The organism is Streptomyces sp. NPDC090045 (assembly GCF_044747975.1).
GTDB lineage: Bacteria > Actinomycetota > Actinomycetes > Streptomycetales > Streptomycetaceae > Streptomyces.
The window spans coordinates 111,610-124,286 of the sequence record NZ_JBIVFA010000016.1; the positions used below are offsets into that span (position 1 = coordinate 111,610).

The 12,677-nt window shown below is 71.8% G+C and carries 16 protein-coding genes; 12 read left to right on the forward strand and 4 right to left on the reverse strand.

The window, feature by feature from the left end:
• Nucleotides 1-69 precede the first annotated feature (69 nt).
• From sufD to ACIPYQ_RS33505, 7 genes are all read left to right on the forward strand, one after another.
• A complete protein-coding gene (gene sufD, locus ACIPYQ_RS33475) occupies nt 70-1,248 on the forward strand; it encodes a Fe-S cluster assembly protein SufD (protein WP_401257831.1) in 1,179 nt (392 codons plus the stop codon).
• A complete protein-coding gene (locus tag ACIPYQ_RS33480) occupies nt 1,248-1,565 on the forward strand; it encodes a bifunctional 3-phenylpropionate/cinnamic acid dioxygenase ferredoxin subunit (RefSeq protein WP_030027083.1) in 318 nt (105 codons plus the stop codon). Before sufD ends, ACIPYQ_RS33480 begins: the two co-directional genes overlap by 1 nt.
• A 7-nt stretch (nt 1,566-1,572) precedes the next feature.
• Nucleotides 1,573-2,340 (forward strand): Fe-S cluster assembly ATPase SufC, encoded by a 768-nt coding sequence (gene sufC / locus ACIPYQ_RS33485; protein ID WP_361765092.1) that lies wholly within the window; start codon nt 1,573-1,575, stop codon nt 2,338-2,340.
• A complete protein-coding gene (locus ACIPYQ_RS33490) occupies nt 2,337-3,593 on the forward strand; it encodes a cysteine desulfurase (RefSeq protein WP_030009137.1) in 1,257 nt (418 codons plus the stop codon). Before sufC ends, ACIPYQ_RS33490 begins: the two co-directional genes overlap by 4 nt.
• A gap of 22 nt (nt 3,594-3,615) precedes the next feature.
• The gene (gene sufU, locus ACIPYQ_RS33495) at nt 3,616-4,077 is read left to right on the forward strand and encodes a Fe-S cluster assembly sulfur transfer protein SufU (RefSeq protein WP_351291359.1); all 462 of its coding nucleotides are present in this window, start codon (nt 3,616-3,618) and stop codon (nt 4,075-4,077) included.
• Entirely contained in the window at nt 4,074-4,418 is a 345-nt protein-coding gene (locus ACIPYQ_RS33500; protein WP_030388904.1) for a metal-sulfur cluster assembly factor, read from the forward strand. The genes sufU and ACIPYQ_RS33500 overlap by 4 nt, the downstream gene beginning before the upstream one ends.
• Nucleotides 4,419-4,670: 252 nt before the next feature.
• Nucleotides 4,671-6,008: a hypothetical protein gene (locus ACIPYQ_RS33505; RefSeq protein ID WP_401257924.1), complete on the forward strand. Its 1,338-nt coding sequence runs from the start codon at nt 4,671-4,673 to the stop codon at nt 6,006-6,008.
• Here the strand turns inward: ACIPYQ_RS33505 and ACIPYQ_RS33510 are convergent.
• Complete coding sequence (locus ACIPYQ_RS33510) at nt 5,992-6,834, reverse strand: hypothetical protein (protein WP_401257832.1); 843 nt, start codon at nt 6,832-6,834, stop codon at nt 5,992-5,994. The two genes, ACIPYQ_RS33505 and ACIPYQ_RS33510, sit on opposite strands and share 17 nt — an antisense overlap.
• Before the next feature lie 125 nt (nt 6,835-6,959).
• On the opposite strand from ACIPYQ_RS33510, the gene ACIPYQ_RS33515 reads away from it, so the two are divergent.
• Together ACIPYQ_RS33515 and ACIPYQ_RS33520 are read left to right on the forward strand one after the other, a co-directional pair.
• Nucleotides 6,960-7,280, forward strand: a complete 321-nt coding sequence (locus ACIPYQ_RS33515; RefSeq protein ID WP_037930119.1) for a multidrug efflux SMR transporter — start codon at nt 6,960-6,962, stop codon at nt 7,278-7,280.
• A complete protein-coding gene (locus ACIPYQ_RS33520) occupies nt 7,280-7,855 on the forward strand; it encodes a TetR/AcrR family transcriptional regulator (protein ID WP_401257833.1) in 576 nt (191 codons plus the stop codon). Before ACIPYQ_RS33515 ends, ACIPYQ_RS33520 begins: the two co-directional genes overlap by 1 nt.
• Before the next feature lie 91 nt (nt 7,856-7,946).
• Here the strand turns inward: ACIPYQ_RS33520 and ACIPYQ_RS33525 are convergent, their stop codons facing one another.
• Nucleotides 7,947-8,822 (reverse strand): winged helix-turn-helix transcriptional regulator, encoded by an 876-nt coding sequence (locus tag ACIPYQ_RS33525; protein WP_401257834.1) that lies wholly within the window; start codon nt 8,820-8,822, stop codon nt 7,947-7,949.
• Nucleotides 8,823-8,915: 93 nt separating this feature from the next.
• On the opposite strand from ACIPYQ_RS33525, the gene ACIPYQ_RS33530 reads away from it, so the two are divergent.
• The 3 genes from ACIPYQ_RS33530 (at nt 8,916) to ACIPYQ_RS33540 (ending at nt 11,719) form a co-directional block, all read left to right on the forward strand.
• The gene (locus ACIPYQ_RS33530) at nt 8,916-10,145 is read left to right on the forward strand and encodes an MFS transporter (protein WP_401257926.1); all 1,230 of its coding nucleotides are present in this window, start codon (nt 8,916-8,918) and stop codon (nt 10,143-10,145) included.
• Nucleotides 10,146-10,154: 9 nt separating this feature from the next.
• A complete protein-coding gene (gene dapD, locus ACIPYQ_RS33535) occupies nt 10,155-11,135 on the forward strand; it encodes a 2,3,4,5-tetrahydropyridine-2,6-dicarboxylate N-succinyltransferase (RefSeq protein ID WP_361765107.1) in 981 nt (326 codons plus the stop codon).
• 170 nt (nt 11,136-11,305) lie between these two features.
• Complete coding sequence (locus tag ACIPYQ_RS33540) at nt 11,306-11,719, forward strand: hypothetical protein (protein WP_401257835.1); 414 nt, start codon at nt 11,306-11,308, stop codon at nt 11,717-11,719.
• A gap of 30 nt (nt 11,720-11,749) precedes the next feature.
• On the opposite strand, the gene ACIPYQ_RS33545 is transcribed toward ACIPYQ_RS33540, so the two are convergent.
• Nucleotides 11,750-12,004: a hypothetical protein gene (locus tag ACIPYQ_RS33545; protein WP_361757141.1), complete on the reverse strand. Its 255-nt coding sequence runs from the start codon at nt 12,002-12,004 to the stop codon at nt 11,750-11,752.
• A 144-nt stretch (nt 12,005-12,148) separates the two neighbouring features.
• Nucleotides 12,149-12,640, reverse strand: a complete 492-nt coding sequence (locus ACIPYQ_RS33550) for a GNAT family N-acetyltransferase (RefSeq protein ID WP_401257836.1) — start codon at nt 12,638-12,640, stop codon at nt 12,149-12,151.
• Nucleotides 12,641-12,677: the final 37 nt, after the last annotated feature.

Sequence of the window (12,677 nt, forward strand, 5' to 3'; positions counted from 1 at the left end):
CCGCCCGAGTCCCGCAGACATTCTTTGACGTAGACGTGTGTTTTAAAGAGAGCGAGCACGAAGACAGCCATGGCTGAGGCTCAGAACATTCCGGCGGGTTCGACCACCGCCGGCGCGATCGCGGTGGCCGCCGAGTCCACCGTCGCCACCCGGATGAGTGCCCCCCCGTCCTTCGACGTGGCGGACTTCCCCGTGCCCCACGGCCGCGAGGAGGAGTGGCGCTTCACTCCGCTGGCCCGCCTGCGTGGTCTCCACGACGGCACCGCGGTCGCCGACGGCGCCATCAAGGCCCAGATCGACGCGCCCGAGGGCGTCACGGTCGAGTCGGTGGAGCGCGGCGACGCGCGCATCGGCAAGGCCGGCACCCCGGTGGACCGGATCGCCGCCCAGGCGTTCTCGTCCTTCGCCAAGGCCACGGTCGTCACCGTGCCCAAGGAGGCCGTCCTGACCGACCCGGTGCGCCTCACGCTGCACGGCGAGGGCGGCACCACCTTCGGGCACACCGTCTTCGACGTGCAGGCCTTCGCCGAGGCCGTCATCGTCATCGACCACACCGGTGACGCCGTGCGCGCCGCCAACGTCGACTTCCTGGTCGGCGACGGCGCCAAGCTCACGGTCGTCTCCGTGCAGGACTGGGACGACACCGCCGTCCACTGCTCGCAGCACAACACGCTGATCGGCCGCGACGCGAGCTTCAAGTCCGTCGTGGTCACCTTCGGCGGCGACGTCGTCCGCATCCACCCGCGGATCACCTACGCCGGCCCCGGCGGCGAGGCCGAGCTCTTCGGCCTGTACTTCACGGACGCCGGCCAGCACCAGGAGCACCGCCTCCTGGTCAACCACGTCGCGCCGCACTGCAAGTCGAACGTGGTCTACAAGGGCGCGCTCCAGGGCCAGGACGCCCACGCGGTCTGGATCGGTGACGTGCTCATCGAGAAGACCGCCGAGGGCACCGACACCTACGAGATGAACCGCAACCTGGTCCTCACGGACGGTGCGCGGGTCGACTCGGTGCCGAACCTGGAGATCGAGACCGGCGAGATCGTCGGCGCCGGCCACGCCTCGGCGACCGGCCGCTTCGACGACGAGCAGCTCTTCTACCTCCAGGCCCGTGGCATCCCGGCCGACGAGGCCCGCCGCCTGGTCGTCCGCGGCTTCTTCGCCGAGCTCGTCCAGCAGATCGGTGTCCCGGACATCGAGGAGCGTCTGCTCGCCAAGATCGAGACCGAGCTCCAGGGTTCCGTCTGATGAATTACGTCAAGGCCTGCGCGCTGAGCGAGCTGGAGGAGAACACCCCGAAGCGGGTGGAACTCGACGGCACGCCGGTGTCCATCGTCTCCACCGATGGGGAGGTGTTCGCGATCAACGACATCTGCTCGCACGCGAACGTCTCGCTCTCGGAGGGCGAGGTCGAGGACTGCATGATCGAGTGCTGGCTGCACGGGTCGGCCTTCGACCTGCGCACCGGCAAGCCCTCCGGTCTGCCCGCGACGCGCCCCGTACCCGTATACCCCGTAAAGATCGAAGGGGACGACGTGCTCGTCTCCCTCACCCAGGAGTCCTGAGGTATCCATGGCAACGCTTGAAATCCACGACCTGCACGTCTCCGTCGAGGCCGAGAACGGCGCCCGCGAGATCCTCAAGGGCGTCGACCTCACCGTCAAGCAGGGTGAGACGCACGCCATCATGGGTCCGAACGGCTCCGGCAAGTCCACCCTGGCGTACTCGCTCGCCGGTCACCCGAAGTACACCATCACCGGTGGCACCGTGACCCTCGACGGCGAGGACGTCCTGGAGATGACCGTCGACGAGCGTGCGCGCGCCGGCGTCTTCCTCGCCATGCAGTACCCGGTCGAGGTCCCCGGCGTCTCGGTCTCCAACTTCCTGCGCACCTCGGCCACCGCCATCCGCGGCGAGGCCCCGAAGCTGCGCACCTGGGTGAAGGAGGTCAAGTCCGCGATGGAGCAGCTCTCCATGGACCCGGCCTTCGCCGACCGCAACGTGAACGAGGGCTTCTCCGGCGGTGAGAAGAAGCGCCACGAGATCCTGCAGCTGGAGCTCCTGAAGCCGAAGATCGCGATCCTCGACGAGACCGACTCCGGCCTGGACGTCGACGCGCTGCGCCAGGTCTCCGAGGGCGTCAACCGCGTCCGCGCGACCGGCGAGGTCGGCACCCTGCTGATCACGCACTACACGCGGATCCTCCGCTACATCAAGCCCGACTTCGTCCACGTCTTCTCCGAAGGCCGCATCGTCGAGTCCGGCGGCGCCGAGCTCGCCGACAAGCTGGAGGCGGAAGGCTACGAGTCGTACAGCACGAAGGGTGGCGCGACCGCGTGACACAGCTGCCTGGCCTCCTCGACATCGAGGCGATCCGCAAGGACTTCCCCCTGCTGGATCGTGTGGTCCACGACGGGAAGAAGATCGTTTACCTGGACAACGCGGCGACCTCGCAGAAGCCGCGCCAGGTACTCGATGCGCTGAACGAGTACTACGAGCAGCACAACGCCAACGTCCACCGTGGCGTGCACGTGCTCGCCGAGGAGGCCACGGCGCTGTACGAGGGCGCTCGCGACAAAGTCGCCGCCTTCATCAACGCTCCGAGCCGCGACGAGGTGATCTTCACCAAGAACGCCTCGGAGTCGCTCAACCTGGTCGCGAACATGCTCGGCTGGGCGGACGAGCCCTACCGGGTCGACCGCGAGACCGAGATCGCCATCACGGAGATGGAGCACCACTCCAACATCGTGCCGTGGCAGCTGCTCTCGCAGCGCACCGGCGCGAAGCTGAAGTGGTTCGGCCTGACCGACGACGGCCGGCTCGACCTGTCCAACATCGAAGAGGTCATCACGGAGAAGACGAAGATCGTCTCCTTCACTCTGGTCTCCAACATCATGGGCACGGTCAACCCGGTCGAGGCGATCGTCCGGCGCGCCCAGGACGTCGGCGCCCTCGTGCTGATCGACGCCTCCCAGGCCGCCCCGCACATGCCGCTGGACGTGCAGGCGCTCGGCGCCGACTTCGTGGCCTTCACCGGCCACAAGATGTGCGGCCCGACCGGCATCGGCGTGCTCTGGGGCCGCCAGGAGCTCCTGGAGGACCTGCCTCCGTTCCTCGGCGGCGGCGAGATGATCGAGACCGTGTCGATGCACGCCTCGACGTACGCCCCGGCGCCCCACAAGTTCGAGGCCGGTACGCCCCCGATCGCCCAGGCCGTCGGCCTCGGCGCGGCCGTGGACTACCTGACCGCGATCGGCATGGACAAGATCGCCGCGCACGAGCACGCGATCACCGAGTACGCGATCAAGCGCCTCGCCGAGGTGCCCGACCTGCGGATCATCGGCCCCACCACGGCCGAGGACCGCGGCGCCGCGATCTCCTTCGTCCTCGGCGACATCCACCCGCACGACGTCGGTCAGGTGCTGGACGAGCAGGGCATCGCGGTCCGCGTGGGACACCACTGCGCGCGCCCCGTCTGCCTGCGCTACGGAATTCCTGCGACGACGCGAGCGTCTTTCTACCTGTACTCCTCTCCGGCCGAGGTCGACGCGCTGATCGACGGGCTGGAGCACGTACGGAACTTCTTCGGCTGACGGACGAGGCGACGAGGACGCAGTGAAGCTGGATTCGATGTACCAGGAACTGATCCTGGACCACTACAAGCACCCGCACGGGCGTGGCCTGCGCGACGGCGACGCCGAGGTGCACCACGTCAACCCGACGTGCGGTGACGAGATCACGCTGCGCGTGAAGTACGACGGCGAGACGCTGACCGACGTCTCCTACGAGGGCCAGGGCTGCTCCATCAGCCAGGCCAGCGCGTCCGTACTCAATGAGCTGCTGGTCGGCAAGGACCTGGCCGAGGCGCAGAAGATCCAGGCTGTCTTCCTGGAGATGATGCAGTCCAAGGGCAAGATCGAGCCGGACGAGGCCATGGAGGACGTGCTGGAGGACGCGGTCGCGTTCGTCGGCGTCTCCAAGTACCCGGCCCGCGTGAAGTGTGCTCTGCTGAGTTGGATGGCGTGGAAGGACGCGACCGCCCAGGCTCTGGGCGACGCGGAGAGGAAGACGGCATGACCGAGAACGCGACGCCCGAGGCGTCGATCAAGCCGGCCACCGAGGAAGAGGTCCGCGAGGCCCTCTACGACGTGGTCGACCCCGAGCTGGGCATCGACGTCGTCAATCTGGGCCTGATCTACGGCATCCACATCGACGACGCGAACATCGCCACCCTCGACATGACCCTGACCTCGGCGGCCTGCCCGCTGACGGACGTCATCGAGGACCAGGCGAAGTCGGCGACGGACGGCATCGTCAACGAACTCCGGATCAACTGGGTCTGGATGCCGCCGTGGGGTCCGGACAAGATCACGGACGACGGTCGTGAGCAGCTCCGCGCGCTCGGCTTCAACGTCTGATCAGCGCTTGCTGACGAGGGCCCCCGGCACGGTCGTGCCGGGGGCTCTCGCCGTTCTCCGGACCTTGCCGGATCCCCGTTCCCGGCGGGGTTCCCGGATCCGGAAGGCTGTTCTCCGGCTGGACGGACGGCGTGCACCCGGAGTTGTCCACCGTCACCGAACCTTCTCGACGGCCGTCACGACGTGGCGCCGCAGACGAGAGGACCCTCCGTGACCGTTCGTTTCGCCGCCGGGACAGCCGGCGCCGCCGCCCTGCTGATCGTCGGGCTGACCGCGCCCGCACAGGCCGTGACGTACGGGACGCCGACGATCGCCCTGTCCGCGTCCTACCTGTCCGGGGCCGTCGGGGCGACCGGGGACCCCGTCGTGAACGTCACCGTCGGCCAGAGCGGGGCCGACGCCTCCGCCCTGACGGTGAGCGCCTCGGCGTCGAGCAAGGCCTCGGTCGCCGGGACCGGGGACGTCACCGTCACCGTCACCGGCGCCGGGGCGGTACGGCAGCTGGCCGTCGCCGCGCGCGGCCGCGGCTACACGAACCTGACCGTCAAGGTGACCGGGCTCGGCGGGAAGACCGCCACCAAGACGCTTTACTACGCGGCGTCCGCCGCCGTGCAGAACCCGGCCGACGCGCGCTACTTCACCGGTTCCGCGGACGCCTCGGCCGCCGTGGACGTCGGCGGCGGGTACGCGGTGGTCGCCGACGACGAGTCGAACGTGCTGCGCCTCTACGACCGGTCCCGTTCGGGCGCCCCGGTGAAGACCTGGGACTTCAGCTCGCAGCTCGGCGTCAGCAAGGAGGTGGACATCGAGGGGGCGACCCGGATCGGCGACACCATCTACTGGACGGGCTCGCTCGGCAACAACAAGGACGGCGAGTACAAGGCGCCCCGGAACACGGTGTTCACCACCACCGTGAGCGGGTCCGGCACGGGCACGCAGCTGGCGTACGGGCGCTCGTACAAGAAGCTCCGCGAGGACCTCGTCGCCTGGGACAAGGCGAACGGCAACCGCTACGGCTTCGCCGCGGGCACGGCGGCCGGTGAGGTGCCGAAGCAGATCGACGGCTTCAACGTGGAGGGTCTGGAGTTCGCGCCCGGCTCCACGACCACCGCCTACCTGGGTTTCCGCGCCCCGCTGGCGCCGGCCGTGCCGGGCGGCAAGGCCCTGGTCGTGCCGGTCACCAACTTCGACCAGGTCCTGGCAAGTGGGGCCAAGGCGGTCTTCGGGACGGGCATCGAGCTGGACCTCGGCGGGCTCTCCGTCCGGGACATCCGCAGGAACGCGGCCGGGCAGTACCTGATCCTGGCCGGCTCGTGGGCCGCGGACGACAACTCCGACCCGTACGCGCTCTACCAGTGGGACGGCGTCGCCGGACACGCCCCGGTCAAGCGGGCCGACCTGCCGACCACCGACCCGGGCGGCTGGGAGGCGATCGTGGACGTCCCGGACCTGACGGCCGCGGGAGCCCGGGTGCAGCTGATCACCGACAGCGGGTCCGCGGACCTCTACGGGGACGGCACCGAGGCCAAGGACCTGACGCACGCAGAGTGGAAGAAGGCGCGGGCCGCCTGGTTCACGCTGAACCCGTGACCAGGGGCTCCGCCGTGAGCGGCCCGGCAAGGCGCTCACGGCGGAGCCGCCGGTCGGCGTAGAGCAGGCCGGCGGTCAGCTGGGGGAAGGTCAGCAGCAGGGCCGGCGCGAGCAGGACGCCCAGGGCGCCGAACCAGTGCACGAGGGCGTACGCGGCCCCCAGCGCGAGCACGCCCGCCGGGGCCGTGACCCACAGGGTCCGCCACCAGCCGCCGCGCACCAGGCCGGCCGACCGGCGCAGGGCCGCCACGGGGCCGAGTCCCTCGTACCCGGCGGCCGTGGGTGCCAGGGCGAAGAGCACGGCGAGCCACAGGGCGGCCGGGGCCAGCGGGAGCAGCGCGACCGGCGGCAGCCCCGCGGCGAAGGCGGCGGCGCCCGGTCCGGCGGCGGCGAGCAGGGACAGCAGCCGGGCACCGAGCACCGCCGGGGTCCGGGGCAGGGCCGCGCGCAGCAGCTCGCGCGCCGCCACGGGCCGCCCGAGCACGGCCGGCCGGAGCAGGGCCGCGGCCAGGGCGCCGGCCAGGGCCCAGCTGAACAGCAGGAACAGGGCGACGGCCGGGACGAGGGCGTAGACGAAGGCCCGGCTGCCGGCGGTACGGGTCTGAGAGGCGAGGGTGGCCGCCCCGGCGACGGCGGCGACCAGCAGCAGCCCGCCGAGCTGGCCGAGGAGCAGGGCGCCGACCAGCCGGCCGCCGTACCGGCGCAGGGTCGCGAGGGCGCCGCCGAGGATCTCCCGCGGTGCGAGCGGGCGCAGCGGTATCACCCCCGGCAGGGGAGAGCGCGGGGGCAGCCAGCCGCCGCCCTGATGGGTCCAATGCTGCGCCATGCGCGGGCCGCCCCTTCGTCTCCCCAGGAGGCGGACAGGGTAGCGCCGCGGGCCGCAGGAGTCCCGGGCCGTGCGCGGGTCGCCGATGTGTACACATGTACGCATCGATGTGTACCCTTGTACACATGCCCTACGTACTGCTTGCCGCGGCCATCGCCGCCGAGGTCGCCGGAACCACCGCTATGAAGTACAGCGACGGTTTCACGAAGCTGTGGCCCTCGCTGGGCACCCTGCTGGGGTACGCCATCGCCTTCACCCTGCTCGCGCAGACGCTGAAGTCGATGTCGGTCGGCACGGCCTACGCCATCTGGGCGGGCGTCGGCACGGCCGCCATCGCCGCCATAGGCATGGTGTTCCTGGGGGAGGCGGCCACCGCTGCCAAGATCGCCGGGATCGCCCTGGTGATCGGCGGGGTGGTCCTGCTGAACCTCGGTGGAGCGCACTGATGCCCTCCGGCGCGCGGCGCTACGACCCGGACCGGCGGCAGCGGATCATCGACGCGGCGATCCGGGTGGTGGGCGCCAAGGGCATCGCGGCGCTGAGCCACCGCAGTGCGGCCGCGGAGGCCGACGTACCGCTCGGGTCGACGACGTACCACTTCAAGACCCTCGACGATCTGCTGGTCGCGGCCCTGCGCCAGGCCAACGCGGGCTTCGCGCAGGCGGTGGCCGACTCACCGGCGCTGGCCGATCCCGACGCGGACCTCGCCGGGGCTCTGGCCCGCCTGCTGGGGGAGTTCCTGGCGGCGGACCGGGGCCGGGTCGAGCTGGAGTACGAGCTCTACCTCGCGGCCCTGCGCCGCCCGGCGCTGCGGCCGGTGGCGGCGGAGTGGTGCGAGGCCGTGTCCGCCGGGCTGGCCCCGCGAACGGATCCGGTGACGGCGCGGGCGTTGGTCGCGGTCATGGACGGGATCAGCCTCCAGGTCCTGCTGACGGACGCCGCCTACGACGAGGCGTACGCCCGCGAGGTCCTGGGGCGGGTGCTCCGCGGGGCTGGATCTTCCGGTCCGTCCGGCGTTTGAGGACCAGGTCCGGGCAGAGCCCGGTTTCGGGATAGGGACGGGGCGGGGAGGGGCTCCGCGCAGGAGCGGCCCGGCCCGGACCGCGCCCCGGCTAACCCGCGGAGCGGACCGCCGCCAGCGCCGCGGCCACGCTCGCCTCGATGTCCCGGATCGGGTAGAAGACTTCGCGCACCGTGCGGTCGCGGTCCACGACCAGGGTGAGCCGCTTGATCCGGGTCACGCCCGCCGCCCGGAACGTCGGCAGCCGCAGCGCCGCCGTCAGCGCCAGGTCCGCGTCCGAGAGGAGCGGGAACCGCAGCCCTTCCTGCTCCGCGAACTCCCGCTGCTCGTCCGGGCGCTGGGTCGAGACCCCGTGCACGGTGGCGCCGGCCGCCGTGAACTCCGCGAGCTGGTCGCGGTACGTGCACGACTCGAACGTGCAGCCCTTGGCGCCCGGAATGCCGGCCCAGCCGGGCGGGTACGACTCGGCGCGCGCGTACGCGCCCGGGAAGCAGTACAGGACCGTGAACGGGGTGTCCGCCACCGGGTCGCCCATCCCGCCGAAGCGGTCCGGCAGCAGCAGCTCCGGCACCCGCGTGCCGCGCAGCGCGTGCACCCGTTCCGCCTCCCGCGAGGCCTCGTCGGTCGTCGCCGTCATCTCTCCCTCTCCCAGGATCCAGGTGTCTCCCCAGTCCTGGAGGGCCACCAGGACCGGCAGCAGCCCCCGCCCGCGCGGGGTCAGCCGGTACTCGTGCCGCACCGGTCGCTCCTGGTACGGCTCGCGCGTCAGCACCCCGGCCTCGACGAGCATCTTCAGCCGCTCCGTCAGTACCTTGCGGGACATCCCCAGCTCGCGCTGGAGCTCGTCGAAGCGGTGCAGGCCGCGTGCGGTGTCGCGCACGATCAGCAGCGTCCACCAGTCGCCCACCACGTCGAGGGACTGGGCGATGGCGCAGTCCGCGTCGCCGAGGTGTGTGCGCTGGGCCATGGGAGCTCCTTTGTCCGTTGACCCGAGGTTGTCATGCTGACATAGTCAGTTCCCAAAGGGAACTCACCAGGGGATGCGGGGGGCACGGGTGTGCTGCAGGGGTTCAAGGACATACCGAGGGTCGTGTGGCTGCTGGCTGCGGGGATCTTCGTCAACGCCGTCGTCAGCTTCACCTTCGTCTTCGTCTTCCTCTACCTGACGGGGCCGCGCGGCCTCGGGGCGGCCCAGGCCGGCCTCGTCAGCGGTATCAGCGGAGTCGGCCTGGTCGCGGGCAACTTCAGCGGCGGCTGGTACGGAGACCGCTTCGGCCACCGCCGGGTGCTCCTGGCCGCCGCCACCCTGGGCGGACTGGCCCTCGCGGTCTTCCCACTGCTGCCCACGCCGCTCCTCTTCGTGGCCATGCCGGTGGCCGAGTACGCCGCCGGCGTGATCCGGGCCGCCAACTCCGCGCTGGTCGCCGTCACCGTCCCGGAGGGGGGCCGCCGCCAGGCCTTCGCCCTCGTACGGTGCGTGTCCAACGGCGGCTTCACCCTCGGGCCGCCGCTGGGCGCCCTGGTCGCGACCGGGCTCTCGTACGACTGGCTCTTCGTCGCCGACGGCGTCGGAACCCTCCTCTTCGCCCTCTGGACCGCCCGCGTCGTCCCGGCGCGCGGCGCACCCCGCAAGACCTCCGCGGCCCCGGACGGGGGTCGGGGCCGCGGACTCGCCGCCGAACTGCGGGCCCGGCCGGCCCTGTTGGTGCTGCTCGGCGCGATCCTGGTGACCGACGTCGTCTACCGCCAGCAGTACTCCACCTTCCCCGTCTTCCTCACCGACCACGGCATGGACCCGCGCGCCTTCGGGCTCGTGATCGCCCTCAACGGCGGGGTGATCCTGCTGCTGGAGCTGCCCGCCGCCGTCGCGCTGCGCGAGCGGCCGGCGCTGCCGGTGATCGGTACCGGGCTGCTGCTGGTCGGGGCCGGGTACGCGGCGCTGCTGCTCGGAGCGGGGATCGCGAGCGCCGTGACGATGATGGTGCTGCTGAGCCTCGGCGAGATCCTCTACAAGACCACCGCCACCGCCTACGTCGCCGACGAGGCGCCCGAGCACGCCGTCGGGCGGTTCCAGAGCCTGTACGCGGGGATCTCGGTCAGTGGGGTCGTCATCGGCCCGCCGCTGGGCGGAGCGCTCTACTCGGCCGCGCCGGGGCTGCTGTGGCCGCTGTGCGCCGGGCTCGCGGCGACGGCGGGCGCGGCGGTGCTGTGGGCCTCGGCGCGGCAGCGGCGACACGCGGTCCGACCGGCACATGAGACCGGTTCGCAACCTCAGGCCGTCGCCGGTTAGGTTTCGGATATGACTGCTACGCGTACCACCGGCGCCGTCGCCGCCGGACTTGCCACCCTCACCGCCGACGGCACCGTCCTCGACACCTGGTTCCCCGCCCCCGAGCTGGTCGCCGAGCCCGGCCCGGCCGGCACCGAGCGCCTCACCGCCGAGCAGGCCGTGGAGCTCCTCGGCGCCGCCGCGGCCAAGGCGATCCGTACGGACGCGGTCCGCGGAGTCGAGGTCGTAGCCGTCCGCACGGTGATCGCCTCCCTGGAGGACAAGCCGCTGGACGCGCACGACGCGTACCTGCGCCTGCACCTGCTCAGCCACCGCCTGGTCAAGCCGCACGGCCAGAACCTCGACGGCGTCTTCGGCCTGCTCGCCAACGTCGCCTGGACCTCGCTGGGCCCGGTCGCGATCGACCAGGTCGAGACCGTCCGCCTCAACGCGCGCGCCGAGGGCCTGCACCTCCAGGTGACCTCGATCGACAAGTTCCCGCGGATGACCGACTACGTCGCCCCCAAGGGCGTGCGCATCGCCGACGCGGACCGCGTCCGCCTCGGCGCGCACCTCTCCGAGGGCACCACCGTCATGCACGAGGGCTTCGTCAACTTCAACGCCGGCACCCTCGGCACCTCCATGGTCGAGGGCCGCATCTCCGCGGGCGTCGTGGTCGGCGACGGCTCCGACATCGGCGGCGGCGCCTCCACCATGGGCACCCTCTCGGGCGGCGGCAAGCAGATCATCTCGATCGGCGAGCGCACCCTGATCGGTGCCGAGGCCGGCGTCGGCATCGCGCTGGGCGACGAGTGCGTCGTCGAGGCCGGCCTGTACGTGACCGCGGGCACCCGCGTCACCCTGCCGGACGGCCAGATCGTCAAGGCCCTGGAGCTCTCCGGCGCCAACAACATCCTGTTCCGCCGCAACTCGGTCACCGGCGCCGTCGAGGCCCGCCCGTACAAGGCGGCCTGGGGTGGCCTGAACGAGGTCCTGCACAGCCACAACTGACGCTCCGCCGGTTGCCGGCCGTCAGCACCGAGCGCCCTTCCGGCCCGTCATGGGGCGGGGAGGGCGCTCGGTCGTGGTGGGGGCGGGGTGCTCGGCCGGGGCTGGTACCCGGCCGGAACTGAGTACCTGCGCTCTGGTCGGCGGTGGGGCGGGAGGGGAGGCTGGGGGGCATGCGACGACGACTTCTCTCCGGCCCCGCTCCCCGCCTCCTGACCGCCCTGCTGCTCGCCGTGGTGGCGTCGGCGGCGTGGGCCGCCTGGCTGGGCTGGGACCAGCACCGCGATGTGCAGCCCGACGGTTCGCAGACCGGGCCCTACGAGGCCTGGCAGGTGATCGGGCTCGTGGTGACCCTGCTGGTGCCGGTGTGCTGGGCGGCGTTCCGGGGCCACGCGGCGGGCGCCGTCGCGGGCGTCACGGCCGGCCTGACGATCGCCGCCGCCTACGACTGGTCGGACGACGCCAGCGGGCTCTTCGTGATCGGCGTGGGGATGGTCATGGTGGGGACCCTCGCCGTGACCGCCGGAGTCTGTGCCCTGATCGGCGCGGTGGGACGGCGACAGCCCCAGGGGCGCGCCCACGAGTAGGCCGAGGGGCGGGGGCGGGGGCGGCGGCGGTTAGTGGAGGGGGATCGTCCGGATCAGGCCGGCGAAGGCCTGCTGTTCCGCCTCGGTCAGTTCCACCGACTCCATCGGGTGCGCGGCGGAGCTGCGCTGCGCCGGGATCATCGGCAGGCCCTCGGGGGCGCCGGGCTCCGGCTGGTGGAAGCGGCTGTCCCAGAGCATGTGGCCGAGGCCGACGACCCAGACGATCGCAGCCACGAGCAGGACGGCGAGGCCGATTTCCTGGGCGAGCGAGAGGGAGGGGAACACGCGGATCCTCCAGGGAGGGGGCGGTACAAGCCGGGGCAAGATCGGGCGTGGAGATACTCAACACCACAACCGGTGGATTCGGTAGGGATGTGTCGAGCGTCACGCCAGGGCCGAAAGTCCCCACCTTGCCCGGAAAAGGGCCCTCTACGGCTTCAGCTGCAGCTTGAAGCCCTCATGGCTGCGTGCGAAGCCCAGCCGCTCGTAGAAGCGGTGCGCCGCGGTGCGCCGCTTGCTGCTCGTCAGCTGGACCAGGCCGCAGCCGCGCTCGCGGGCCCGCTCGACGGCGAGGCGCATCAGCTCCGCGCCGAGTCCCGCGCCCCGCCGGTCCGCGCGGACCCGTACGGCCTCCACCACGGCCCGCTCCTGCCCGTTCTGGCCCAGGCCCGGTATGTACGTCAGCTGGAGGCAGCCGAGGACGACCTCGTCCGCCCCGGGCGCCCCGTCCATCCCAGGCGTCCCGCCCGTCCCGTCCGTGAGGACCAGCATCTCGTTGCGGGGGTCCGCCTCGATGGCGGCGAAGGCCCGCTCGTGCGCCGCGCCGACCTCGATCGAGGCCGGGTCGAGGACCTGGTCCTCGTCGGCGAGCAGGGCGAGTACGGCGGGCAGGTCCCGTCGGGTGGCGTTGCGGAAGGTCATGGGCCGGATTGTGGCAGGGGGGCCCGGCCGTGACGGC